Origin of the sequence: Microcoleus sp. B4-C1 (assembly GCF_036705285.1) — a bacterium.
Lineage (GTDB): Bacteria > Cyanobacteriota > Cyanobacteriia > Cyanobacteriales > Microcoleaceae > Microcoleus.
The window spans coordinates 28,875-49,328 of the sequence record NZ_JAUBUC010000016.1; the positions used below are offsets into that span (position 1 = coordinate 28,875).

At 42.9% G+C, this 20,454-nt stretch carries 32 protein-coding genes; 18 read left to right on the forward strand and 14 right to left on the reverse strand.

The features are described from left to right. Positions 1-8: 8 nt before the first annotated feature. From QUB26_RS09055 to QUB26_RS09075, 5 genes are all read right to left on the reverse strand, one after another. A complete protein-coding gene (locus QUB26_RS09055; protein WP_333244804.1) occupies positions 9-233 on the reverse strand; it encodes a helix-turn-helix transcriptional regulator in 225 nt (74 codons plus the stop codon). Between the two features lie 8 nt (positions 234-241). Continuing rightward, the gene (locus tag QUB26_RS09060; RefSeq protein WP_333244770.1) at positions 242-454 is read right to left on the reverse strand and encodes a helix-turn-helix transcriptional regulator; all 213 of its coding nucleotides are present in this window, start codon (positions 452-454) and stop codon (positions 242-244) included. A 250-nt stretch (positions 455-704) separates the two neighbouring features. Further along, complete coding sequence (locus QUB26_RS09065; RefSeq protein ID WP_333317588.1) at positions 705-998, reverse strand: hypothetical protein; 294 nt, start codon at positions 996-998, stop codon at positions 705-707. Positions 999-1,117: 119 nt separating this feature from the next. After that, positions 1,118-1,762 (reverse strand): TraX family protein, encoded by a 645-nt coding sequence (locus QUB26_RS09070; protein ID WP_333317590.1) that lies wholly within the window; start codon positions 1,760-1,762, stop codon positions 1,118-1,120. After that, complete coding sequence (locus QUB26_RS09075) at positions 1,759-2,025, reverse strand: hypothetical protein (RefSeq protein ID WP_333317592.1); 267 nt, start codon at positions 2,023-2,025, stop codon at positions 1,759-1,761. Before QUB26_RS09075 ends, QUB26_RS09070 begins: the two co-directional genes overlap by 4 nt. 136 nt (positions 2,026-2,161) lie before the next feature. Here QUB26_RS09075 and QUB26_RS09080 point away from each other — a divergent pair, with 136 nt between their 5' ends. From QUB26_RS09080 to QUB26_RS09130, 11 genes are all read left to right on the forward strand, one after another. Continuing rightward, a complete protein-coding gene (locus QUB26_RS09080) occupies positions 2,162-2,365 on the forward strand; it encodes a hypothetical protein (protein WP_333317593.1) in 204 nt (67 codons plus the stop codon). Then, entirely contained in the window at positions 2,365-2,946 is a 582-nt protein-coding gene (locus tag QUB26_RS09085) for a hypothetical protein (RefSeq protein WP_333317595.1), read from the forward strand. Before QUB26_RS09080 ends, QUB26_RS09085 begins: the two co-directional genes overlap by 1 nt. A gap of 119 nt (positions 2,947-3,065) precedes the next feature. Then, entirely contained in the window at positions 3,066-3,347 is a 282-nt protein-coding gene (locus QUB26_RS09090; protein WP_333317597.1) for a hypothetical protein, read from the forward strand. Positions 3,348-3,349: 2 nt separating this feature from the next. Beyond that, positions 3,350-3,547, forward strand: a complete 198-nt coding sequence (locus QUB26_RS09095; RefSeq protein ID WP_333317599.1) for a hypothetical protein — start codon at positions 3,350-3,352, stop codon at positions 3,545-3,547. Beyond that, on the forward strand, positions 3,547-3,741 hold the full coding sequence (locus tag QUB26_RS09100; protein ID WP_333317601.1) for a hypothetical protein: 195 nt from the start codon (positions 3,547-3,549) through the stop codon (positions 3,739-3,741). Before QUB26_RS09095 ends, QUB26_RS09100 begins: the two co-directional genes overlap by 1 nt. 119 nt (positions 3,742-3,860) lie before the next feature. Next, positions 3,861-4,247: a hypothetical protein gene (locus QUB26_RS09105; RefSeq protein WP_333317603.1), complete on the forward strand. Its 387-nt coding sequence runs from the start codon at positions 3,861-3,863 to the stop codon at positions 4,245-4,247. An 81-nt stretch (positions 4,248-4,328) separates the two neighbouring features. Then, positions 4,329-5,516 carry a hypothetical protein gene (locus QUB26_RS09110; RefSeq protein WP_333317606.1) on the forward strand — a complete coding sequence of 396 codons (1,188 nt, stop codon included), beginning with the start codon at positions 4,329-4,331 and terminating at the stop codon, positions 5,514-5,516. 70 nt (positions 5,517-5,586) lie between these two features. Next, a complete protein-coding gene (locus tag QUB26_RS09115; protein WP_333317608.1) occupies positions 5,587-6,759 on the forward strand; it encodes a replication initiation factor domain-containing protein in 1,173 nt (390 codons plus the stop codon). Positions 6,760-6,766: 7 nt separating this feature from the next. Beyond that, positions 6,767-7,300: a hypothetical protein gene (locus tag QUB26_RS09120; protein WP_333317610.1), complete on the forward strand. Its 534-nt coding sequence runs from the start codon at positions 6,767-6,769 to the stop codon at positions 7,298-7,300. Continuing rightward, entirely contained in the window at positions 7,301-7,942 is a 642-nt protein-coding gene (locus QUB26_RS09125; protein ID WP_333317613.1) for a hypothetical protein, read from the forward strand. Beyond that, the gene (locus tag QUB26_RS09130; RefSeq protein WP_333317614.1) at positions 7,943-8,998 is read left to right on the forward strand and encodes a hypothetical protein; all 1,056 of its coding nucleotides are present in this window, start codon (positions 7,943-7,945) and stop codon (positions 8,996-8,998) included. It begins immediately after the preceding gene. On the opposite strand, the gene QUB26_RS09135 is transcribed toward QUB26_RS09130, so the two are convergent. Beyond that, entirely contained in the window at positions 8,952-9,845 is an 894-nt protein-coding gene (locus QUB26_RS09135) for a glycosyltransferase (RefSeq protein WP_333317616.1), read from the reverse strand. The two genes, QUB26_RS09130 and QUB26_RS09135, sit on opposite strands and share 47 nt — an antisense overlap. 50 nt (positions 9,846-9,895) lie before the next feature. Between QUB26_RS09135 and QUB26_RS09140 the strand changes: the two genes are divergently transcribed. Continuing rightward, positions 9,896-10,225, forward strand: a complete 330-nt coding sequence (locus QUB26_RS09140; protein WP_333317618.1) for a hypothetical protein — start codon at positions 9,896-9,898, stop codon at positions 10,223-10,225. 553 nt (positions 10,226-10,778) lie between these two features. On the opposite strand, the gene QUB26_RS09145 is transcribed toward QUB26_RS09140, so the two are convergent. The 3 genes from QUB26_RS09145 to QUB26_RS09155 are packed head-to-tail and all read right to left on the reverse strand — an operon-like array spanning position 10,779 to position 12,257. Then, entirely contained in the window at positions 10,779-11,336 is a 558-nt protein-coding gene (locus tag QUB26_RS09145; protein ID WP_333317620.1) for a hypothetical protein, read from the reverse strand. Beyond that, positions 11,333-11,974, reverse strand: a complete 642-nt coding sequence (locus QUB26_RS09150; protein WP_333317623.1) for a hypothetical protein — start codon at positions 11,972-11,974, stop codon at positions 11,333-11,335. Before QUB26_RS09150 ends, QUB26_RS09145 begins: the two co-directional genes overlap by 4 nt. Then, positions 11,964-12,257, reverse strand: coding sequence for a hypothetical protein (locus QUB26_RS09155; RefSeq protein ID WP_333317624.1), 294 nt, complete (start codon positions 12,255-12,257; stop codon positions 11,964-11,966). The genes QUB26_RS09150 and QUB26_RS09155 overlap by 11 nt, the downstream gene beginning before the upstream one ends. Before the next feature lie 912 nt (positions 12,258-13,169). Between QUB26_RS09155 and QUB26_RS09160 the strand changes: the two genes are divergently transcribed. Continuing rightward, positions 13,170-14,618 (forward strand): hypothetical protein, encoded by a 1,449-nt coding sequence (locus QUB26_RS09160; protein ID WP_333317626.1) that lies wholly within the window; start codon positions 13,170-13,172, stop codon positions 14,616-14,618. Here the strand turns inward: QUB26_RS09160 and QUB26_RS09165 are convergent. Then, positions 14,576-14,710: a hypothetical protein gene (locus QUB26_RS09165; protein WP_333317628.1), complete on the reverse strand. Its 135-nt coding sequence runs from the start codon at positions 14,708-14,710 to the stop codon at positions 14,576-14,578. The genes QUB26_RS09160 and QUB26_RS09165 overlap by 43 nt on opposite strands. 22 nt (positions 14,711-14,732) lie before the next feature. Here QUB26_RS09165 and QUB26_RS09170 point away from each other — a divergent pair, with 22 nt between their 5' ends. The 4 genes from QUB26_RS09170 (at position 14,733) to QUB26_RS09185 (ending at position 17,909) form a co-directional block, all read left to right on the forward strand. After that, entirely contained in the window at positions 14,733-15,176 is a 444-nt protein-coding gene (locus QUB26_RS09170; RefSeq protein WP_333317630.1) for a hypothetical protein, read from the forward strand. Positions 15,177-15,178: 2 nt separating this feature from the next. Then, positions 15,179-15,664, forward strand: coding sequence for a hypothetical protein (locus tag QUB26_RS09175; protein ID WP_333317631.1), 486 nt, complete (start codon positions 15,179-15,181; stop codon positions 15,662-15,664). 8 nt (positions 15,665-15,672) lie between these two features. Continuing rightward, positions 15,673-16,512: a hypothetical protein gene (locus QUB26_RS09180; protein ID WP_333317633.1), complete on the forward strand. Its 840-nt coding sequence runs from the start codon at positions 15,673-15,675 to the stop codon at positions 16,510-16,512. Between the two features lie 191 nt (positions 16,513-16,703). Continuing rightward, positions 16,704-17,909, forward strand: a complete 1,206-nt coding sequence (locus QUB26_RS09185; RefSeq protein ID WP_333317635.1) for an IS110 family transposase — start codon at positions 16,704-16,706, stop codon at positions 17,907-17,909. A gap of 150 nt (positions 17,910-18,059) precedes the next feature. Here the strand turns inward: QUB26_RS09185 and QUB26_RS09190 are convergent, their stop codons facing one another. Further along, positions 18,060-18,227, reverse strand: a complete 168-nt coding sequence (locus QUB26_RS09190) for a hypothetical protein (protein WP_333317637.1) — start codon at positions 18,225-18,227, stop codon at positions 18,060-18,062. 62 nt (positions 18,228-18,289) lie between these two features. Between QUB26_RS09190 and QUB26_RS09195 the strand changes: the two genes are divergently transcribed. Then, entirely contained in the window at positions 18,290-19,078 is a 789-nt protein-coding gene (locus QUB26_RS09195; RefSeq protein ID WP_333244773.1) for a DUF4058 family protein, read from the forward strand. Between the two features lie 68 nt (positions 19,079-19,146). Here QUB26_RS09195 and QUB26_RS09200 read toward each other — a convergent pair whose 3' ends face one another. Genes QUB26_RS09200 through QUB26_RS09210 form a run of 3 tightly spaced genes read right to left on the reverse strand, consistent with a single transcriptional unit; the run spans position 19,147 to position 20,452 of the window. Then, positions 19,147-19,470: a type II toxin-antitoxin system RelE/ParE family toxin gene (locus tag QUB26_RS09200; protein ID WP_333244776.1), complete on the reverse strand. Its 324-nt coding sequence runs from the start codon at positions 19,468-19,470 to the stop codon at positions 19,147-19,149. After that, on the reverse strand, positions 19,467-19,721 hold the full coding sequence (locus QUB26_RS09205; protein WP_333125018.1) for a hypothetical protein: 255 nt from the start codon (positions 19,719-19,721) through the stop codon (positions 19,467-19,469). The genes QUB26_RS09200 and QUB26_RS09205 overlap by 4 nt, the downstream gene beginning before the upstream one ends. Positions 19,722-19,780: 59 nt before the next feature. Then, entirely contained in the window at positions 19,781-20,452 is a 672-nt protein-coding gene (locus QUB26_RS09210) for an ABC transporter ATP-binding protein (RefSeq protein ID WP_333244779.1), read from the reverse strand. Positions 20,453-20,454 lie beyond the last annotated feature (2 nt).

Below are 20,454 nucleotides of genomic sequence, written 5' to 3' on the forward strand. Positions count from 1 at the left end.
AAATCAGTTTACTGTTCCAAAATCTCGACTAAATCTTCGATCGCAATATCGAAGGCACGGGCCATCTTGTCCAAAGCCGTGTAGTCAACAGTTGCCATACCTGGAGAACTGGCATAGGTGGCGATCGTGGTATATGGAATACCTGTTCTTTTGGATACTTCTGTCAGATTCCAACCCTTCTCTTGAGCAAATTCTCGAACTCGCAGCCTAATTCGTCCCCTATTCCCAACGATTAATCAGCCTACTCTTCCAAAATCTCAACTAAATCTTCGATCGCAATATCAAACACGCGAGCCATTCTGTTTAAAGCTGTGTAATCTACCGTTGCCAGCTTGGGAGAATGGGCATAGCTTCTAACCGTACTGTAAGGAATGCCCGATCGCTCAGAAACTTCTTTAAGCGTCCAACCCTTCTCTTCAGCTAGTTCTCGAACCCGCAACCGAATTAGACCCATCTTGCACTTGACAGTCGATACGAACGTATCATAAGATTAATATTATCAAATTAGCGATCGCCCTCCGACCTGAGAAATCAAGGGCGAACGCCTTTCCTTTACCACCCACAAAAGTGGGCAGAACACATCTATGATACCAAAACAATCGACATATCGCGATCGACTTCAACCGGGAGTGCATAATTCGCCACCTCCCCAACTGTCAGCGCTTAACAGTCGCCCGTTTCAGCCGTCGCCCCGATGCCGAATCTTACCTAAATGCACTGCGCCGCTTAATGCCCGCAGTCCCGCATACAATTGTTTTCGTGAATGCGCTGTCTGTCTTAGATGAATCCCCATTTGAGTTTTTTGCTTTTTCGAGTTTTAGTTCTTCGGTTAGTTCTTTAACTTTGAGCTTGTACCGATCGCGTTGAGCTTCTACATTTTTAATTTCTTGTGACAGATATTTTTTAGTGTCTGCAAGCTTTCGGCTTAGTATTCTGTTGGTGTTTTGCAGGTTTTTGATGCTATCGCGTTTCTTTTTTTCCTTTTCAGTTTCTGACATGGTTATAATATTGATGCAAGGATTTGGCGATGGCCTAGTTTAGGCTCTGTTATGTATGATGCGAGACCTCGAAATACAGTGGCTTAAGCTCCCCTCAAGTTTGATTCTTGAGCCTTGTTCTACAGAATGGTTTGCAGTGCCGCTAGTCCTGCCAGATGGATTGGGTAGAAGTAGTAAAAAAATCTTTTCTCTACTGCCGTTGGTTTTTGGTCTTTGGTTGGGTCGTGGTAAGCTAATATCAGTGGTGTCAAGATTGCAAATATTTGAAGCAAGTAACCTGATGTTATTGCGTACACTCCATTTACCAGACACCAAGCAATCCACCACATTCGATCGCCTTTGCTTTTTAAGTTAATCATCAGCAGCGGACACGCGACTGTGTACCACCCGTAACTTACTCCCCACAATTGAGCTGCTGTTAACCCTAGTATTGTTATTATGAGTTTTCTATTTGTTTGAGCTTTGTGAATTTGTGTAAATGTTATTACAACCAGTGCAAAGCTAATTAATATATTAAACTCTAGCCTATTGAACAATATGATGTATGGAATTTGACTGATTATCCCAAACAACAGCAATCTGGTAATTAAAGGTTTAGCGCTTTTTTCTGGCTCTCGCCGCTTCCAGTTTTGAGCCAGTACCCATGCAAACAGCGGAAAGCTTAAGCGGCCGATAACACGCATTGGCTCTATTTCTACTAAAAATCCTACATGATCGATTACCATTAAAATTGTTGCCAGCCACTTGATTTGATTTTGATTCATGTTGATTGTACTCCGGTTAATTGATTGATAAATTCCGTAATAATTTCTAAACCTTTTTCTGAGACTATATAATTTTTTTTTCCCTGCTTCCATTCAAAGCTTACTAAATTTTGCTCTTTTAGTACGTTCAACCTTTTATAAATTCCGATGCGTGAGGGTGGTTTGTTTAGATTTATTTCACCTATTTTTTTTACGATATTTGACAGAGACAACTTATTTTCCCGAGACAATACTGCCAACACAAATACATCAACTCTACTCATAAGCTTTTTTAACTCATCACTTAGATTTTAGTAAACCCTTTTATTTAAAGCAATGGGTTGCTAAAAAGATAAGTGTCATTACTGTTGTGCTGACTACGTATCCCTCAGAAGATGGATTTATTGATTGGGCAACAAAATGATTGAACTGATTTTAGCGGCTTCGATCGCAAGCACTACGACAATGCCACCACCTCCACCCGTGACTGCTACCCCAAAACCAACTTACACTCCTACTCCTAAACCAACTTACACTCCCGGCCCTAAAGTAAATTCTACTCCTCCGCCTAGTGAATCTTGGTCGGATAAAATGTGGCGGCGCTACAAGGAGAATTCTAAATAATGGCTGTAACTAAAGAGGGCCGCGATTTAATCTCCAGCATTCTCCGAGTTGGAGACACTGGACCCGACACGAATGCTCGTCAAGGAAGAAAGACAACTAATGTTCCGGGCTACCCTGTGATTTTGTGTTGGGCTCGATGGGGTGGTGCTGAATTGAACGCTTCCGGCAATAATAAGGCAATTTTATTTTTGCCGTATCTCCAGACAGGTCAAATGCCACTGACTAAGTACAATGGTGCAACTTCTGTCGAGACTCCGCTTGATATGGTTATGAGTGAAGTTGATAATCCTTATAATTGCAAAGTTGGCGTTACTCCTTCACTTAATATCAGCAAGTTGATTGAGGGAGAGTATTACAGTTTTGTTTTAGCACTTAAACCCGCTGCGGTTGGGAATGGTAACAATCCAACTCCTTATTGGGATGGCTGGATCAAGGCAGTTGGTGCTGCTCCTAGTGATGTCTTTAAGGATTATTTTGCATTGTTTAATATCACGAAAACTCAATGGTCTAAGGCAAAAGTCTCTCGTGACGGCGAGGATGAGGAGGAAGTAGATGATACTCCTGACCACGTACAGCAATGATGATTTGATATCACTTATCGTTAGCTTTCTTTGGTCTAATCTTTTCATTTTACTAACTCAATTTTTCTGCCTTGCGTTGATTCTTCGGATAGTTCGACTGTTTATTGATTGAGGTGCTAATGAATGTCTATCGACTTAATGGTTGTCATTCTTGCCGTTTGGCCGCACTTTCTATTATTCTCGGTTGTGGTTTTTGGGTTTTGGGCGATACTTTCAGCTTTGCAGTAGCAGGCGATCGGATTACTGGAGCTCAAGCAGTGGAGAGAATATCGACTGTTTTGGGTTCCCCTGAACAATTTGCCGAAAATATGCGGTTGTCAACTCAAGATTTTATCGCCGACCACTTTGGCAGTATGGCGATTGCCTGTGCTTTTGGCATAGCTATAAGAATGAGGTCTTAACTATGTGGACCGCTGCCTTTCTTTCGGTTTACTTGATGGCTGCTCCCAGCATTGCAGGCAGTGCTGCTGAGGCGATGAATTTCATCAAAGAAGATATTAAGCCTGTGATCGAGTTTTCCATGGATTGGGCAATGAAAGCTGCTTTAGCTGCTACCTCTACCCATGCGTTTATTGTGTTAGCTAAGAGGTTTATTGATTGATGAAAGATTTTTTTCAAAATCTTTATTCTCAGGCTGAGCGTTACATGGCTTTACCTGACAAAATTATCGATACTCGTGCTGTTTTTTTAGCTCAACTTGCTATGTGTGCGTTTTTATATGCTGCCATAGTCGTAGCTCAAATGACGATTGTAAATCGTTGTATTGTCCCCATTCCTTCCTCGTTTGTTAAATGAAAGATTTTATTGATTCAGTAGTTGATGCTGCTGCGAGATACCGTTTCAGGGTTGCGGTATTGGTGCTTAGCCCCTGGTTTTCTCAATTCATTAGTCCTTTTAGTTAGTGGGTGACAAACATGGTTCAAGTTCAAGATCGAGTGCAAGATGAGGTTGCAGATGATATTTTTTCATCTATTGACCCTGAGCAACTTCGCAAACTCAATGAGCTTTTTTGGAAAGTTGAGCATAGTAAATCAGCTCAATCTGTTGCTGCTTCTGGTGCTGCTTTAGCTGCTGGTGGGGCTATTCTTGGCGCTGGCGGTGCTTTTGCTACTGCCACTGCTGGTGCTGGTGGTGATGCTGCGGAAGCTGCTGCGGCTTCAATTGCTGCCGGAGTTACGAATGCCATCAATATGATTAAAGCTATTGATGGCATTGGGCTAGCAGCTTTTGGCGTCGCGCTGGCTCCGATGGGTTTCATGGTTACGCTTCGCGTTCTCAACATGGTTTTAAGCCGCGTTTAGATTTTAGATTTCGGATTGTAACTATTTAGCTAAGGCGATCGCGAGTGCTTGGCGATCGCTTTTTAATTTAAAGGAGGTATCTTGCCTTTCACTGCTATTTATGGTCTTCCTGGTCGTGGTAAAAGTTTGCTTATGTTACAGCATGGTTTACGGATTGCTGAAAAATACAAACTAAGACTTGTTACAAATTTTAATCTTGACCCGCTTTGTCTTGCTTATTACTGCAAAATTAATAATTTAAAATGGCTTTGGCAAAATATACCCAAAGGTATTATTTATTATGTATCGAGCAATAAAAACTTTGCTCAGTTTTTACAAATTCGCAGGGCTGTAATTCTTTTGGATGAAATGGGTTTATACGCTCCATCTGCTCAGTCCTGGACTTTACCTCCTGAAGCATTTAATGCGGTAGCTAATAATCGTAAAATGTGCCAGCATATAGTTTACGCAGCTCAATACCCTACACAGGTGCATTCTTCGCTTCATCAAATCTGTTCAGAAATCTTATATGCTGAAGGAACTACTATTTGGAGTGAAGAACTAGGCAATGAGCGCTTACTTTTTAAGGATTGTCATTTGTTTATGCCTAGTGAATTCGAGGTATGGTTTAGGGACCCAAAAGTTCGTAAGAATCCTATTAAGGTTTGGGTGTTGGCTACCAGGCATTGGAAAGGAATTATCAGCGCTTTGGATGCTCACACTTTTAGAATTTATGATAGTTTTGGACTTCTTGAGAAGCAAGATGATAAAGTATTGCTTGATAAGAGCTTTGGCTATCAACCTTATGTAATTGATTCAGCTTGTTCGGTTGAGTTGTCTGCCCAAGACCTTCTTGACGAAGGGCATACTTTTGATGAGATTGAAGATAAGTTAGACCAATACTATAAAGCTGATAGATTCAAGAAAAAGCGTATTTATGAAGCTAGCAACAATTATCCTTTTGTGGCTTGGAAATTAGAGGGTCAGATTCCTTTTCCAGGGCCTCATATTTTCCAGAAAAATCTAATTCCTTTGTGGAATATGTTGCCGGCGGCTAGTTATCCTGGCTTAAAAAAACTTGATTTACGAATTACTAGGGAGTGTTTAATTTGGGATAAACTAGATAAGCAAGCTAAAGATGGTTATAAAATAATGTGGAGGGTGTTTATTGGGTTAATTTTATGGTTTATTACTTTATTAATAATTGACATATTTCTACCCAGAAACCCTTTGATAGCGTTGATTTCTCTTATGGGCTCGTTTTATTTACCCGTTCAAATGTTTAAGTAATATGGAATATTTAGCTCGAAACATTAGAATTGATTGGTTGAGATTTCAGGTGTCTAGTTATCATCCTAGTATGCTCCGACAAATTCAGCGGACTTTAGGATTACCATTTGAGCGTAAGCAGCAACAATTGCAGGATGCTCGTGATACTAATATTCTTGCTTTAAATAAAGTTTGGCATGAAGTTCATGAATTTCAAGGTAGTTTGATAGGTACTCGTTATCCTTCCGCTGGAACTCATGAACTTTATAAGCATTTTGTTGACCTTAATGGTTCTACGCTTGCCGGTGTTACTTTTGATAAGATTGCAGCTCTTTTAGCGTTTTGTCAGTTTGAGGAGGAATTTGTCGCCAATAGAATTGATATTGCGCTTGATTTTCCTGTTCAAACTCCCCGATTGTCGCGTCGTTACTGGGAGGTTTTTTTGGCTGATAATTTGCTTGTTGGTTATCGCGCTGTTAAACGCATTTCAAATTCTGGTAATAACCGACCTGGGACTACAGTTTATCTAGGTTCCCGCGAGTCAGAGCGATTTGTGAGGATTTACGATAAAAATATTGATGGTATAGATTACGATCGCCTTGAGATTGAATTTAAGCGTACCCGCGCTGAGTGGATTATGCAGGAGATGGTTTCTTGTCCCGTTGACGAATTGCCTAAATTTTTAAACGGTGTGGTTTGCGGTCAAATTAACTTTTCTCGACAGCGCGAGGATATAGAATTTTTTAAAGATTATAAATACGGGTCTATATCTGTTCCCGCTCCGTCGCTTCACTTGGATATTGAGCGGTCGATCGCTTTTATTGAGAAGCACTGCGCTACTTTGGCGATGGTTGAGGAGTTTATGGGTTCAGAGCGCTTCGACAAATTTATGCGATCTATGTTGGCGGCTGGTAAACTTCGGATGAAGCCCCGTCACCGCACTATTTTAGAGAATGCTAAGTTTTTGGGTGTTACTGCCTTTGGAGTTTTTCTGATGTTAGTTCAGACTCCTGGTGCGATCGCTGGTGGGTTGACCTGTCCTGTGCCGGTGCCGCTTTCCTTTCAGATGACTCAGAAATTTCCCATTGATATCGTTCAACCAAATGCTGCTGAGCAAGCATATTTTGACAATATTGGTGACGGCTGCTTTCAAATTAATGCTGGTTTAGAGTTTGAGCGTATTTGTCTCCCTGGCATGATCGTAAACGCACTCAAGCCTTTTGTAATCATGGGTTTGGGCATAAAGTTTATATTTAGTGATTGACTTGACTATGCTTTTACCTTTTTTGATTGCTACTTCTACCCCTGCGCTGCCACCTACTTACACTTGGTGTGTATATCAAGTTATCCAAGTTAATACTAGCGAGATGATTTCTGCCGCTTACGGCATGGGAGACGTTCCTGTTGGCACAAATTTAGAAGGGCTTTGTCATTCCTTTTATACTCGTGATATTCGTGCTGAGGATAAGCCCCTGGAGCTTGTGAGTTCTACTGGAAGTCAAACTACATCTAACCCTGATAATTTTTGGATTGCCAATACTTGGAGGCGCCCTTTAACCGCTGCGGAGTTGGAGCAGTATGATTGTTTGCTTAATAAAAGTGCTGGTTTGGCTTTATCTAATAAGGTATTGGATTTAATGCCAACTTCTCCCGATTCGATTCGTATACCTGCTTTAATGATTGCTGCAATAGATTCCGTTAATTCCCCAATTATGCGTTATGCTGCTGTTGTTTTGTATAGCACTGGATTACCTGTTATGCTAATAGCAGGATTGGTTAAGGCTTGGCGTTTAGTGAAGAAATAGATGCTTTTAAGATATGCAAAATTAGCTGGAGGTTTGCGGCTGTTAATAGCAACTGCTGCACCGCTTGCCGTTTCTACAGTATCGGTTATAAGTGTTAGGTCTGCTGCTTATTTAATAGGATTTGGTTTGAGTAGCATCCTTTCGATTTGGTTGCCAGTTGTGCTGTCTTTGGTGACTTTAACTGGCGCTTTTGGAGGGAGTACAGATACTACTATTTGTGATGCTTATAGAGCGCAAATACCTGTATCTACTGATAGTTTTGAATATTTTGATCCAGACAGTGGCTGCGGCTCTGTATATCCCCCTTGCCCTCCTGGCAAAAAAGTATGGTTGCAGGTTTTATGGGCAAGTCCTCGCGGTAATGCTAGTGATGCTAAAGGTTGTTTTATCGTTGCTTACAGTCAGGATTCTAATATATTGCCTCCTGTAATCGAATATAATCCTTATCTTCCCGTGGCTTTTGTTACTAATCAAGCTCTTCCTTATGCTGAAATTAAGGGTAATCGTTTGGCGGGTGCTAATACTGAGATTTGGAAAGATTTAGATTCAGTCAATGGCTGGGATAAAGGCTATTGGCAAGCTGAGTTTGTCCATCCTGAGTGTCGAGGCTGGCGTCCTGGTTGGTCGTTCAAGGTAAAATAAATGATTTTTAAAAAGTTAATTTTTTCTGCTTTTATAACAGGTATTATTTTTAATGTTTGTACTCTAGTTTTGGCAATTGTCTATATAATTGCAGTTGAAAATTATTTTAAACCTTTTGATTTCAAACATTCTATTAAATTAGGCACAATTTTAAGTGCTTCTAATATGTTTGACTTCAAAAATTTAAAAGATAAGCGAACTATTCCCCGATGGCAAGCAATAGAATCTAAGTTTGATTTTTTTATTCCTGATGTGGCTTTAAGGTCTGATGAACGCGGTCAAAAGTCTCCGAGGGTTGATGATTGGTGTCGCCGTCGTGCCAATCGCTGTTGGGCTCACCGCGTCGCCTACGATGATTCCCGCAAAAAAGATTATCGTATTTATACAGTTGATGATTGGTTTTTTAAGAATAGTCGTTTTCTCAATACTTCTCATGATGCACAAGTGCGCCTGCTTGATGTATTTTTGGCGGGACTTCCTGGTAATGCTGAGGTTGTATTGAATGAGCCTCTTGCTTTGTTTCAAAGCAACCCTAAAAATTTTCAACTTTTTAAGGATTGGGTAATCATTCTTAGGCGCAAGCATCCCTCCTTAAAATTCAAGCTCGGTTTGCAGTTGCATTTTCAGTGGCTAGATACTCAATTTTTGCGCTTGAGCGATGGGGTGTTATTTTCTCAGTTTGCTGATTTTTCTAAAAATTACGATATTCCTTGGGGAATTTTAGAATTTTCTATTTACGATCGCGTTTGGCGGCGCCGGCTTCAAAATACTTATGTGGCTGGTCGCCGCACTGATGGGTTAACTTCTTCTTTCGAGTCGCTTGTTCCCGATCGCCTCCGCCGTGCCATCGTCCTTCATCAGGCTTATATTATCCATCGTGATGTCGTGCGATCGGGTGCCAGCTTTATTGTTGAGTGGGGAAATTTTCCTACAATCTGGTTTTCTGGGGAGATTGATCAGGATTATCGATCGACTTTTGCGCTCTTTGACTGGGATGGTCGGCCGCTTCCTATGTGGTGGGCTGTTGCTCGGGGGATGGATGACGGGAAGAAGTAAATTTTTGATAGATTAATCCTGTTGCAACTGCTATTTGAGATACTAAAAACAGTGTTGCAATTCCCATATTTTTGTATCCTCCAATTTTTAAAGGATAAAGCAATAATTCTATGTAAAAAAATCGGGGTTGTATTTTACGTCCTGGTTTTTGCAGATTTTGGAACGAATAAGCTCCCCTACCGTAATTAAATTGTTGCTGGCAAAACGTATAAAAATTTAGTTCGTGCCAGTGATGAATTATTGCGTTTTTTTCGTATACGATATTGTACCCGTGCTTTATCCATCGCTGACAAAATTCTCTGTCTTCTGCTGCTGCTAGTGGGAATTGCTCGTTAAATCCTCCGATTTGTTTAAATTTGTTTGCACTGATAGCAAAATTATTAGATGTTATAAACTTACTATATTCAGCTATTTCGTTGTAATAGTTGTATAAGTAATCAATCAACATTTGGCTGGCAGTTGAGTATATATTATCGATGCCGTTTAATGTGTGACCTCCGATTAAACAGTTTGGTTTTTCTGTTAGATGCTTTTCTAAATTTTTTAGCCATTGTCTATCGGCAGTACAGTCATCATCCGTAAATGCTAGAAAGATTCCCTTTGCTGTTTCTGCACCTTTGTTTCTCGCTTTTGCTGGCCCTACTCCTCCAGACTTTATTAATGTAATATTTAATTTGTCTTGATAGTGCATAATTGTTCTATCAGCTCGTTCGTTTCCGTCATCCACTATGATAATTTCAAAGTTGTCTTTTGGATAGTTTACAGCGGTAAATAAGTGTAGACAGCGCCATAAATCATTTAAACGGTTGTAGGTGGGGATAATTATCGAAAATATAGGTTTACGCATTGGTTTTGTGCTAAAATGTAATTATTCTATTTTACAATATTTGAGTCGCTATGGATATTGAACAAAGATTAGAAGATTTGGAAAATTCTGTTTCTTACCTTTTAACCGAAGTAGAAGGTAAGCCAAAATTAATTAAGTTGATTGATGCTTTGCAAAAAGATAATGCGGAATTTCATGTACGGTGTGATAAATTAATTCGTGAGAACGTTGCTTTAAAAGAAAAATTATCACAACAAGAGTCTTTAATAAAGAAGTTGCGGTTAATAGTAGATGATGAAAAAAAATCATTTGTATTAGAGCAGCTAACTTGTATTCTTGATTTGTTAGAAAATGCTGAGTTAGAAATTAATAATTTACTTTATAAATTTCGGATTGATTGATTTAAATTTTTGGAGTTTTTTAATGAAAAAACGAGCTGTGTATAAGCGAAAACTAGCGCGTGTTTTGAAATCTGCATTTCTAGAAATAGATAGTTTTCCTGCTTATACTGCTGATGAGGCTTGTAAACGACTTGTAGAAATATCCTATAAAAAATCCTTAAGTGATAAACCGATTGTAGTGTGAAGAACGTGGGCCGGGGGGGGAGCTGGTTTATGGTTTGCCCCCCCGGCCGCGCCGGTAAAGATTTAGGGCGCCGCAGGCCAACCGGGGGGAGTAATACCCGGTATAACCTAAAGAAGTTGACATAAATTCACTAGAGGTGATAGTATGTCTGATTTAGTTTTATATTTTGTATGAAGAGACAATATTTTATTCGTGTTTTGTTTCAACGGATTGCGCGGCTAAAACGCGAGCGTGATTTTTACCGCTATCAAGCTCGCTGCTTAGCTTGCGCTCTGAAGTTTTACCAGCGCCGCTACTAGCTGCTACTGTAGAGCTTGTTGTAGGGATAGCTATGATGATGGGTTTGACGTTTTAAAATTAACCCAGTGGTCATTGGTTGTCCTTTCGCAGTTCCATTCCAGGTCTGAATGCGCTAGCTATCATTTGAACTCTCCAAGCTGCTTCTCGTCCGATTTTGATGTTTATTTTCGTAAAAACAAAAGTTCCTCGTTGAAACTGACTTTTGTTAGGTTTCGTCCCTGTCAGCTCTTTGATTTTCGAGCTTGGCAGGAATATGATGTGATTGGCGGCATATTCCAACGCTTTGTACTTTGCCAGTGGGTCTTGTTTGGCGGCGAAATGCCGGGCGATCGCTTCGACTAATTGCAGTGTTTCGTTGAAGTTGTCTAGTTGTCCAGTTGACTTGTCTAGTTGTCCAATCGAATTGTCTAGTTGTCTACTAGACAAAGATTCTACATTCCTTGGAAACTCCCAGATTTTGGCTCCTGGGTTGCTTTTCATGAATTTGTCCAGTTTGTCCAGTTCGTCCAGTGCTTGACTGGATATTTCACCGCGACTGACTGGATTGATTTGCAGCGCCTTCATGCGATCGTACACAGATTGTTTGCTTCCTAGACCGTAGCGATTTTGCAGTTCCGAGATTTTCATTGGTTGATGATTTCTAAGATTTTACTAATTGGTTCTCCGCTCCTTAGAGCTTTGCGGACTGCCGGACATTTGCTTGCCGGACAGTATTTTGCTCGTTGTCGCTTTCCGTCCATCCAGCGGTAACTGCTATAGGGGCCGGTGCATCCGATTTCAGGGCAGTTGATTGAATGCTGCTTTCCATTGCGGCGGATTTTGTAGTGGCTTTCGAGCCAGCCGTTGCCGCTGTATCCCTCGTCGGAGTTGTAGTAATTTTTAGGTTTCCCTACAACAGGCTCGACTATTGATTGCGCTGCGGGGGAAAGTTCCCCTACAACAGGCTCGACTATTGATGGCGTGATTCCAAGTTCCCCTACAACAGACTCGACTATTGGTTGCACTGCGGGGGAGATTTCCCCTACAACAGGCTCGACAGTTAACTTAATTTCCTCTGGATATAAAAAATCCCACTGATTAATGTGGGGATTCCAGAATTTCAGACTGCCGTTGATTGGGTGTACTTGATGGATTCGGAAAACTTCGCCGCGTTTAACCCATGCTGCTACTGCTGGTTTCCGTCGCAATTTCACCCAGTCACCCGCTTTGTACTCGCTCCCGGTCGCGGCGTTTGTGTCAAACAGTGAAAGCTGGCTACTGTTCATGGTTTATTGGGCGATCGTATTCGGGGTTCCATCCCATTTCTAGGATTTTGTAAGTCACTGGATAGTTTTTGAAGATTTCTTGCAGTTGTACTGCCGTACAAATTGCGATTTCTGTAAATTCACTGGTAGCGTTTGGGTGTCTGCTTGCCAGTTGGATGTGTGTAATCATCGCAAATACTGCGATTTCAGGCAGTCTGACTCCTACAGACTGCGATTCTTTGATTTTTTTTAGTTCGGCGGCAAATGCTTTGATGTCTTCTTCTTTGCTGTTGCAGTAGTTCATTTCTGGCAATGCAGTAAGTAAATAAGTGCCGGTCTCTCCCGGCTGTGATTCACCACTTTGTTGCAGACCCTACTACTTTTTTGAGAAGGCCAGGTCAGTCCTTAGCTTTGGTAGGGGTTCCACTCTTTCCCCATTACTGGTGCGTTGTTTGATGCCGGCAGCTCCTCCGATTTTGGAGCCCACGCAGGTTTTCTGGCAGGTGTCGCCAGCTCTTTTTGGATTGCTACTGATTACAGATTCCTGGGCGTATCAGTCAAATCTAGTTCTAGTCATAGTTACAGAGTTTTTTATATTTCTGCATTTGTAGTCTGAGTTAAGGAAAACCTGCCGTTGTCCCACTCGGCGGCTAACAGTTTCAGAGAACCCGGTGGTGCGGGGGATTAATCACAAGGATTTGTTCGCTTGTTTGAGAAAATGAGACAGCAATCAGACCTAGAGGCTCGAATTCAAGGCCTGATAGTTGTTTTTTACTAATTTATTATGTGCCTTCATATTGCCATATGTCAATACGCTGGCATATAATAAAAGGAGATTTCACAGTAATGCCGGTGAGAAATTGTCTGAAGCCAGTTTTAGAGAAAAGACTGCAAATATCTAGGTTGACTCCTTATAGGTTTGGCAAGCTAACTGGTCTGGGTCGTGGTACTTCGGACAAAATTAACGATCCAAATTGGGTTCCTAATGAAAAGACCTTGGAGATAATTTGTAAAACTTTTCGTTTGCAACCAGGGGAATTTCTCTATTGGGTTCCTGAAGATTCGCCTACTGAGTAAGGTTTAGCTTGTTTGTTAAATAGTTTCTGCCAGTATATTGACATATGTCTTTATACTGGCATATAATAGATACAGATGCAATTTGCATACCCTGTAACTTTGGCGCGGGGCTTGTTATCCAAGCCCTTTCTCTCAAACTATGTACACCTACACTGCTACACAGCTAGAACACAAGACTTTTGGTGAGCTCAAAGCGATCGCCCGCGAGCTCAATGTTGTCCCGACAGGCGATCGGCGGTGCCGCCAAGCTTGGATTGATGCGATTGTTGGCGTTGAGCTTCCGCTCCTGGCGTTGATAACTTTCCCCGCTGTCGAAACTGATTCAGTTCAGGAGCCGATGGCACCAGCGGCCAAAACTTCCCCTGGTGTCGAAATTGATGCTACACAGCTAGAACACAAGACCTTTGGTGAGCTCAAGGCGATCGCCCGTCAACTTAATGTTGTCCTGTCGGGTGATTCTCGCAAAAAGCGGACTTGGGAATTGGCGATTGCCGCTCAAGCTCAAATTATGGATATATCGATTGATGCGGCGTGTAATCCGATTCTACGCACCTACTGTCTTGGCGGTCGCAACAGGTTTACTTCAGAAGCTATTGAACAAGCTCTCGACTTGGTTGAACGTCATTGCTATCCCAGTGTTTTTCGTCTTAAAACCACTCCGACTGAGCCGATCGAGAACTCTCCCGGTGCTCAGTTAGCAGCTAAAGTTTTGCCTGGTATTGCTCATTTTCAGAATTTGATTGAATTGGCACTGACTGAAACTTCCCCTGGCGCACAAATCGATCCAGTCCAGGAGCCGATCGACTTGAATACCGGAAAGATTTTTCCGCTTCACGAGCTGATCGACTTGAATACCGGAAAGATTTTTCCGCTTCACGAGGCGATCGAAACTTCCCCCGGTGTCAATTTCGATCCGGCGGAATTCCAACAGACTCACGTGGCAGAAATTGAGAATTATTTCGCAAGCTTTAATGACGAACAACCTCCCAACCGTGGCGACGGGAAAGGACGGATTGAGCCGGAATTGAGCCAAAGTGCGATCGGCTTTTATGGTCCCCCGGTGACTTTTTCCCCTAGATTTCTCGCAACCTACCCGCCCTATTTCGGCGAGGTTCGCTATAAAGCAGAAGCCACCACCGGGCAACTAAATTTATTTGAACCGGAAACAGAGGATGAGCCGCCAGACCCGGACGATTTTGAATCCCTCGATGCGTTCCGAGAGGCGATCGCACTTTGGGATGCCCAACACCCGGAACCGCTAGAAATTTCCCTAGACTCAATGTGCGAGTGGGCACCGTGTCCCGATGCTTGGTATGAGCCGGAACCGTCCGAAGTGCTGGAACATTCACCGACTCCCGAAAGTTCCAGCACTTGCAACTTTTCCATTCCCACATTTGACGCTTGGTGCGATTGCGCTGCGCGACAAACTGACAGTGACGAACCGCCCGACACAGGGATTTTTGCTAAACTGCTGGGGCCTAAACCGCCGAAATTTCCACCAAGGGCGATCGGGCAATTTGATGATATGGCTTCTGCCAGTAGTGGTCATTCAGGGCGATCGCCTCCGGGAGGTGATGCTGTATTTTGATTTTTGTTTCCATCTACCTTGCTATCTTGCTCCTTTGTGCGATCGCTTTTTGGAGGATAAAGGGCGATCGCTTCTTCCGTACCAACTACCAATTACCAACTACTAATTACTGCAATGATTAACGTTAAAATTATCGTTCCGGTTTACAAGCGCGATGAATGGGGTCAATTTGACCGTAAATCTAATATTGAAATTGCTGCTGATGCAGAAACTTTTTCTGAAGCTTATTCTTTTTTAAGAGTCCAAGTCGATGAACTGTTGCAACAGTCAGGTGCAGAGAATACTCTTTTACTTAATCTTTCTGGTTTGGAGAAACAAATTTCTAACAAAGAGCGTACTCTTCAGCATCTCAACAAGAAAATAGAAATTGCTACAAATCAATTGCAGCGACTTCAAATTTTCCTTCAGCGACTGGGTATTGACCCTGATTCATATTCTTTGTTTATTGCTGATAAACTTATAGATTCTGGTGTTGCTGTGGAGGCTGAAGTTGACCCTATCCCTTTTAATTCTTCTGAGTATGATGATGACGATGACGATGATTCGAGGGAGTTCTAATTATGGAATGTTCAAACATTTACACATTTAGACATTCAGAAGTTCCTCCGCTTGACGATGCTATAAAGCAGCAGATGGCAGAGATTGACCTTTCGATATCGAACTTTATTTCGAGCAATCCAGGGCATTACCGCGCACTTTCAGCATTTGCTCAAACTCTCTATACTCAGGCAGGTATTTGTGAAATCAAATTAGAATCTATTTGTATCATTGCTGACTGCGATGTTACTGGGGATGAAACTGATTCACAGAGAGTAATCAGTTTAAATAATTTGCCTCAACCAGACAAATCTGCTATAGCATTTGAAGCACTAAAAGCAAGGACTGCTATTCAATTTTTAGCCAATGCGCCTGGGTGGAGCGAGGAAGAGGTATTAGCAGAAGTCCTAGTCGTGACCGACACGATTTTTTCAGAGACATCTGTCTACCAGGAAGCTGAAATAGTTCACCAAATTTCCCAAAATTTAAAAGAATACAGGGAGAGATAAGCAATATTATGGAAATTACTGCTGATTTCAACGATATTTATTGGGAACCTTCAGAAACAGAATTCCAACCGCTTCTAGACTTTGAATCCGAAATTTCTGACCAAGTACCGCACAACGATATTGCCGTACTCACCCAGAGAATCAAACGCAGCTTCCTTGACTACGTGCGCCAAGGAATCATGCTACATGCCGTGTGTCGCTACCGCTTATATAAACGGCAGTACCACGACTTCGCCGAATACTGCAAACTTGCTTTAGGGCGATCGCATTTTTACTGTAAAAAGATTATCCAAGCTGCCCAAATTTGCCTGCGACTCATCAAAGCGAAATTCAAAGTTTTGCCCACTTCGGTATCTCAAGCTTTGCCATTACTCAAATTTGCAAAAGTTGATGAGTACGGAGACTCTGAGCTCCAAGATAAATGGCAGACTGTTATCGATGGTTTCCCTCCCCAACTCATAACAGTGGCTAAAATCCAAGAAGTCTTGGATGAAAATCCTGAAGATAGAGCCAAGCAAGTTCGTATTAAGGGCAAAGCTTACAAGCTTTTGCAAGAAAAAGCTGTTGCTGCTGGAATGTCGGTATCAGAGTATCTTGAGTATTTGATTGGTGGTGAATCTGTTCCTGAAGATGATTTATCTAATGACGAAGAGGAAGACTTTTCCACTGTGCCATTGGATGAACAGACTGTTGATGTTGAATATACGTCACACCAACAAGCAATTTTGTCAGATTTGGATGTTGTTTTTAAATCGCCTGATGATGGCTGCCTAACTCAGCGGCCGAAACTCCCCCTTAAAAATGGGAGGGGTAGCGGATTGAGTCCAAATCATCCGTCAATCAATTGATTTGTAACTTAGGGCTTTATAGATGAAACAAGCTGTAATGGCTTTTCTGTTTTCATAAGCTTGGTTACTTGTTGATTGATTGCAATCTTCCCCTGCAATTTATAGCTTTAAGAGTGAATTAGGCTTCTTGCCTTTGGGTGATTCATAAGCTTTGCTATGGGGATTTGGAAACTATCACCTGTAAAAATTGAATGCAAATTATCGGACTTGACATCAGCAAGGCCTCAGTTTCTGCTTGCCTTTTATTGCAGAAACCAACTGAACCTCGACAATTTTATTATGATTGTGACTTTCACAAGTTTGATGCTACAGCTTTTGGAATTGCTGGACTGTTAGCATTAATTGGTGGTGATACGGATAATACGATCGCAGTGATGGAGCCGACGGGGGTGAATTACAGTCGGTTGTGGGGAACTCAGCTTGCCCGCGCCGGTGTAGAAGTTCGCCTCGTCGGTCATAAGGAACTTCGTTCGTTTCGCGAGCACCACCTCGGACTGCCTGATAAAGATGATGATGCTGATGCTCTGGCCCTGGCAATTTACGGCTGGGATTTTCTTGAAGTTTCCCGTCGGTTTGTGCAAGTGCGATCGCAAACCATTGTCGAAATTCGCCGGCTGGTGTTGCGACTTTCCCATCTCAACCGCGTTCAGTCACCTATCATTAACCGCGCTCGCCAGGATTTAGCGTGGCAATTTCCAGAAGTTGCTTTGGTGCGATCGGTGCGACTGGGTGAAAAAGTTCCTTTGTTGTGGGGTTGGCTTTGCGGTCAGCGTCACTCTGTTAAATATGATTTGATGCTGGAAAAGTCGATCGGTTCTGGCATAACTGACGAACTTCGGCGGCACGCTGCGCGCATCTGTGATATTCAGAGAGAAGAGATGGTTTTAGAATTTGAACTTTCCAAATTAGTTGGAGAGCCGCAGTTTTTGCCGTACCGTAAAGTTTTTGCCCGTTTTGGGTTTGGTCGCCGTGTCGAGGCCCTTTTATTGTCGCAAATATATCCATTTGAAAATTATCTTCTTGATGGCAAACCAGATGTGAAGATTCGTAAAGGTCGTAATTCTGGCAAACCTACCAAGCGACATTTGTCACTTCGACGATTTTGTAAGGCTTTGGGGTATGCTCCGTCTCAAGAATCTAGCGGTGATTTGCATAAATCAAAAGTTGTTGGTGGTAGTGATTTATGCCGGCGCGCGCTCTGGCAGTGGATTTTTACCCGAATTGAACCGGCTCGTGCTCGGCTTCACAATGATATTGGCGATCAGCTTGGCGCAATCCTGGATGCTGAAAAGTTGAGTGGTCGCCCGGTGCGGTTAGTGCGATCGCGTGTGGCGGCTAAAGCAGTTAAATTACTTTTTAAGGAACTGGTTGCTGAGCTTGTTCGCTCCAAAATCTAAAATCTAAAATCTAATTTCTAGCGGGATTTTTGTCAGGGGCCGCGAGATTTCTATCGGAGTGCTAAATATACAATCCGGCCCCTGCAAAAATTCCGCCACCCGTCCGGTAGGACACCAAAGTATATCTTGGTAGCGTTTAGTCTTTTGCCGCTATCTAAAATCTAGAATTGCTAGAGTGAAAACAGCGTTCCAATTCCGACGCAATTGTCGATCGAAGTTTAAGCGTTGAAAAGTGTGAACAACAGGTAAGATGCCGGTTCCACCAACATTAAAATATGTTGTGGGGTGGGCCGGAGAGCCCGCCCAAGAAACAGGCAAGATGCCTGTTCCACAAATATTCAACTAAACTAGAAATAGATTTGAGTCAAGGAGTCACATCAATGCCATCTCCCTTTCCCGGTATGGACCCGTATTTAGAGCATCCTGAACTCTGGCCTGCCCTACATCACTTGTTAATTAGTGAAATTTTTAGGTTTTTGTCTCCCCAACTGCGTCCTAAGTATTTAGTCTCGTTGGAAGTGAGAATCTATGAAACCGCTGACGACAATTTATCAATTGGCATTCCTGATGTAAACGTAATTCAGCCAAGAACTACAACCGAATTAATCACATCAAACGTAGCCGTTGCAGCGCCACCAACACAACCATTGACAGTAAATATTCCGATGCCCTACCAGGTTCGGGAAGGCTATTTAGAAATTAGAGAAAGAGGAAACCAAGAACTAATCACCCTGATTGAAATCCTCTCGCCTAGCAATAAGCGCACAGGAAAAGGACGACAAATGTACGAAGAAAAGCGAGAAGAAATTTTATCCAGTCGCACTCATTTAATTGAAATAGATTTATTGCGGCGCGGTCAAAAAATGCCAGTTATTGGCAATGACATTGAAAGCCACTATAGTGTTTTGGTGTGTCGGGGAAATCGCCGTCCCAGAGCAGATTTGTACGCTTTTAACGTGCAGAACCCGCTCCCGGCTTTTCCTTTACCACTGCGATCGGGCGATACCGAACCTATAATCAATTTGCAGGAATTATTCACTCAAATTTACGACATAGCAAGTTACGACCTCAAGATAGATTATCGCAACTGGGAACTCATACCAGCACTGTCAGAGGCCGATACAATTTGGGCAGATGCTTGGTTGCGCGATCGAGGATTGCGAGATTAATTTGGTATCAAGCTGGCACGCTGCTACCTTATCTTGAAGCTCTTCACCTTCCAATGCTTCATGGCTACTCACTCACACGATCGATCCTCATCCGATTGTGAGAATAGAACCCGTAAATCCCGATAACCGCTGACGACTCGCAAAACTTCAATACCTTCCTCAATAGCACGATAGAAAATTAGGTAATCATCGATCGGGAAACTTCGCACCTTGGGAGCCAGCTCATCCCGCTTCCGTCCCATATTGGGAAAGCTTGCCAACCTCTTGCACTGATCGTTAATTCTATTGAGCAACCGTTCCGCAGCATCAAAGCTGCTGTTATCAGCCACATAGTCAATGATGGCTTCGATATCTCGACTGGCGGGAACTGTGAACCTGCAAACATGGCTCATTGACCTACCTGAGCTTGCTGCTGCCGTAGTTTGTCCCGCAACCTTTGAAACATCACGTCAGCATCGATGACATCTCCTCGATCCGCCGCATCAATTCCGATCTGCACTTCTTGCTGGAGTTCCTTAAACCGCCCTTTATAGATATGCTCCCACTCATCCGAATCCAAAAACTCGATGAACGCTAACACCTCTTGTTGCTTTTCAGGTGGCAACACCCGCACCTTATCGATGATGGCTTCTTCAACGGTCATTTTTTTGCTCCTAGCGACTCTTTGACTTCTACAGCTATTTTACGTCCGCTACTTAACAGCTAAACATCTTGACTTTGCATCAACCGCTGCTTCAAACGCGCCGGATCTCCCCGATCGACCACTTCGCCCTTTTCCAACAAAAAAGCCCCATCACAATAATTCAACTCATCCAAACGGTGAGTCACCCACAAAGCCGTAATCCCGCGATTTTTCACCAACCGCTGCACCGCCGCCACCAAATCCAACTGAGAATCAGGATCTAACAAAGCCGTCGGTTCGTCCAACAGCAGAATTTCGCAGTGACGGGCGATCGCCCCAGCAAGAGCAATTCGCTGCTTCTGGCCCCCACTCAAAGCATAAATCGGTCGCCGCTGCAAATCCAGCAAATTCACAGCCTCCAAAGCCTCCGCCACCCTCTCCCGCACCTGAACGTTAGAAAGCTTTTCCTCCACCAAACCAAAAGCCACATCCGCACCCACCGTCGGCATCACCAATTGGTGATCCGGATTTTGGAACACAAAACCCACTCGCCCACTCAGGTCAATTTCCCCCGACTGGGGGTGCAGCAGCCCAGCCATCAGCCTCAACAGCGTAGACTTGCCGCTGCCGTTAGTGCCCAAAAGCATCCAAAACTCGCCCTTGGGTACATCCAGAGAGCAACCTTGCAACACTCGATCGCCCGACGGCCAGCAAAAACCCAAATCCCGCACAGCAACGGCTGATTGGCTCATAT

Bases quoted from the DNA above. Each gene is read 5' to 3' on its own strand.
- QUB26_RS09095 (WP_333317599.1), top strand. From the start codon at position 3,350: ATGTGGACCGCTGCCTTTCTTTCGGTTTACTTGATGGCTGCTCCCAGC.
- QUB26_RS09140 (WP_333317618.1), top strand. From the start codon at position 9,896: ATGGATATTGAACAAAGATTAGAAGATTTGGAAAATTCTGTTTCTTAC.
- QUB26_RS09100 (WP_333317601.1), top strand. From the start codon at position 3,547: ATGAAAGATTTTTTTCAAAATCTTTATTCTCAGGCTGAGCGTTACATG.
- QUB26_RS09105 (WP_333317603.1), top strand. From the start codon at position 3,861: ATGGTTCAAGTTCAAGATCGAGTGCAAGATGAGGTTGCAGATGATATT.
- QUB26_RS09180 (WP_333317633.1), top strand. From the start codon at position 15,673: ATGGAAATTACTGCTGATTTCAACGATATTTATTGGGAACCTTCAGAA.
- QUB26_RS09125 (WP_333317613.1), top strand. From the start codon at position 7,301: ATGCTTTTAAGATATGCAAAATTAGCTGGAGGTTTGCGGCTGTTAATA.
- QUB26_RS09090 (WP_333317597.1), top strand. From the start codon at position 3,066: ATGAATGTCTATCGACTTAATGGTTGTCATTCTTGCCGTTTGGCCGCA.
- QUB26_RS09200 (WP_333244776.1), bottom strand. From the start codon at position 19,470: ATGAGCCATGTTTGCAGGTTCACAGTTCCCGCCAGTCGAGATATCGAA.
- QUB26_RS09065 (WP_333317588.1), bottom strand. From the start codon at position 998: ATGTCAGAAACTGAAAAGGAAAAAAAGAAACGCGATAGCATCAAAAAC.
- QUB26_RS09185 (WP_333317635.1), top strand. From the start codon at position 16,704: ATGCAAATTATCGGACTTGACATCAGCAAGGCCTCAGTTTCTGCTTGC.
- QUB26_RS09175 (WP_333317631.1), top strand. From the start codon at position 15,179: ATGGAATGTTCAAACATTTACACATTTAGACATTCAGAAGTTCCTCCG.
- QUB26_RS09085 (WP_333317595.1), top strand. From the start codon at position 2,365: ATGGCTGTAACTAAAGAGGGCCGCGATTTAATCTCCAGCATTCTCCGA.
- QUB26_RS09155 (WP_333317624.1), bottom strand. From the start codon at position 12,257: ATGAACTACTGCAACAGCAAAGAAGAAGACATCAAAGCATTTGCCGCC.
- QUB26_RS09195 (WP_333244773.1), top strand. From the start codon at position 18,290: ATGCCATCTCCCTTTCCCGGTATGGACCCGTATTTAGAGCATCCTGAA.
- QUB26_RS09160 (WP_333317626.1), top strand. From the start codon at position 13,170: ATGTACACCTACACTGCTACACAGCTAGAACACAAGACTTTTGGTGAG.
- QUB26_RS09145 (WP_333317620.1), bottom strand. From the start codon at position 11,336: ATGAAAATCTCGGAACTGCAAAATCGCTACGGTCTAGGAAGCAAACAA.
- QUB26_RS09135 (WP_333317616.1), bottom strand. From the start codon at position 9,845: ATGCGTAAACCTATATTTTCGATAATTATCCCCACCTACAACCGTTTA.
- QUB26_RS09205 (WP_333125018.1), bottom strand. From the start codon at position 19,721: ATGACCGTTGAAGAAGCCATCATCGATAAGGTGCGGGTGTTGCCACCT.
- QUB26_RS09120 (WP_333317610.1), top strand. From the start codon at position 6,767: ATGCTTTTACCTTTTTTGATTGCTACTTCTACCCCTGCGCTGCCACCT.
- QUB26_RS09060 (WP_333244770.1), bottom strand. From the start codon at position 454: ATGGGTCTAATTCGGTTGCGGGTTCGAGAACTAGCTGAAGAGAAGGGT.
- QUB26_RS09080 (WP_333317593.1), top strand. From the start codon at position 2,162: ATGATTGAACTGATTTTAGCGGCTTCGATCGCAAGCACTACGACAATG.
- QUB26_RS09150 (WP_333317623.1), bottom strand. From the start codon at position 11,974: ATGAACAGTAGCCAGCTTTCACTGTTTGACACAAACGCCGCGACCGGG.
- QUB26_RS09210 (WP_333244779.1), bottom strand. From the start codon at position 20,452: ATGAGCCAATCAGCCGTTGCTGTGCGGGATTTGGGTTTTTGCTGGCCG.
- QUB26_RS09070 (WP_333317590.1), bottom strand. From the start codon at position 1,762: ATGAATCAAAATCAAATCAAGTGGCTGGCAACAATTTTAATGGTAATC.
- QUB26_RS09130 (WP_333317614.1), top strand. From the start codon at position 7,943: ATGATTTTTAAAAAGTTAATTTTTTCTGCTTTTATAACAGGTATTATT.
- QUB26_RS09075 (WP_333317592.1), bottom strand. From the start codon at position 2,025: ATGAGTAGAGTTGATGTATTTGTGTTGGCAGTATTGTCTCGGGAAAAT.
- QUB26_RS09170 (WP_333317630.1), top strand. From the start codon at position 14,733: ATGATTAACGTTAAAATTATCGTTCCGGTTTACAAGCGCGATGAATGG.
- QUB26_RS09115 (WP_333317608.1), top strand. From the start codon at position 5,587: ATGCTCCGACAAATTCAGCGGACTTTAGGATTACCATTTGAGCGTAAG.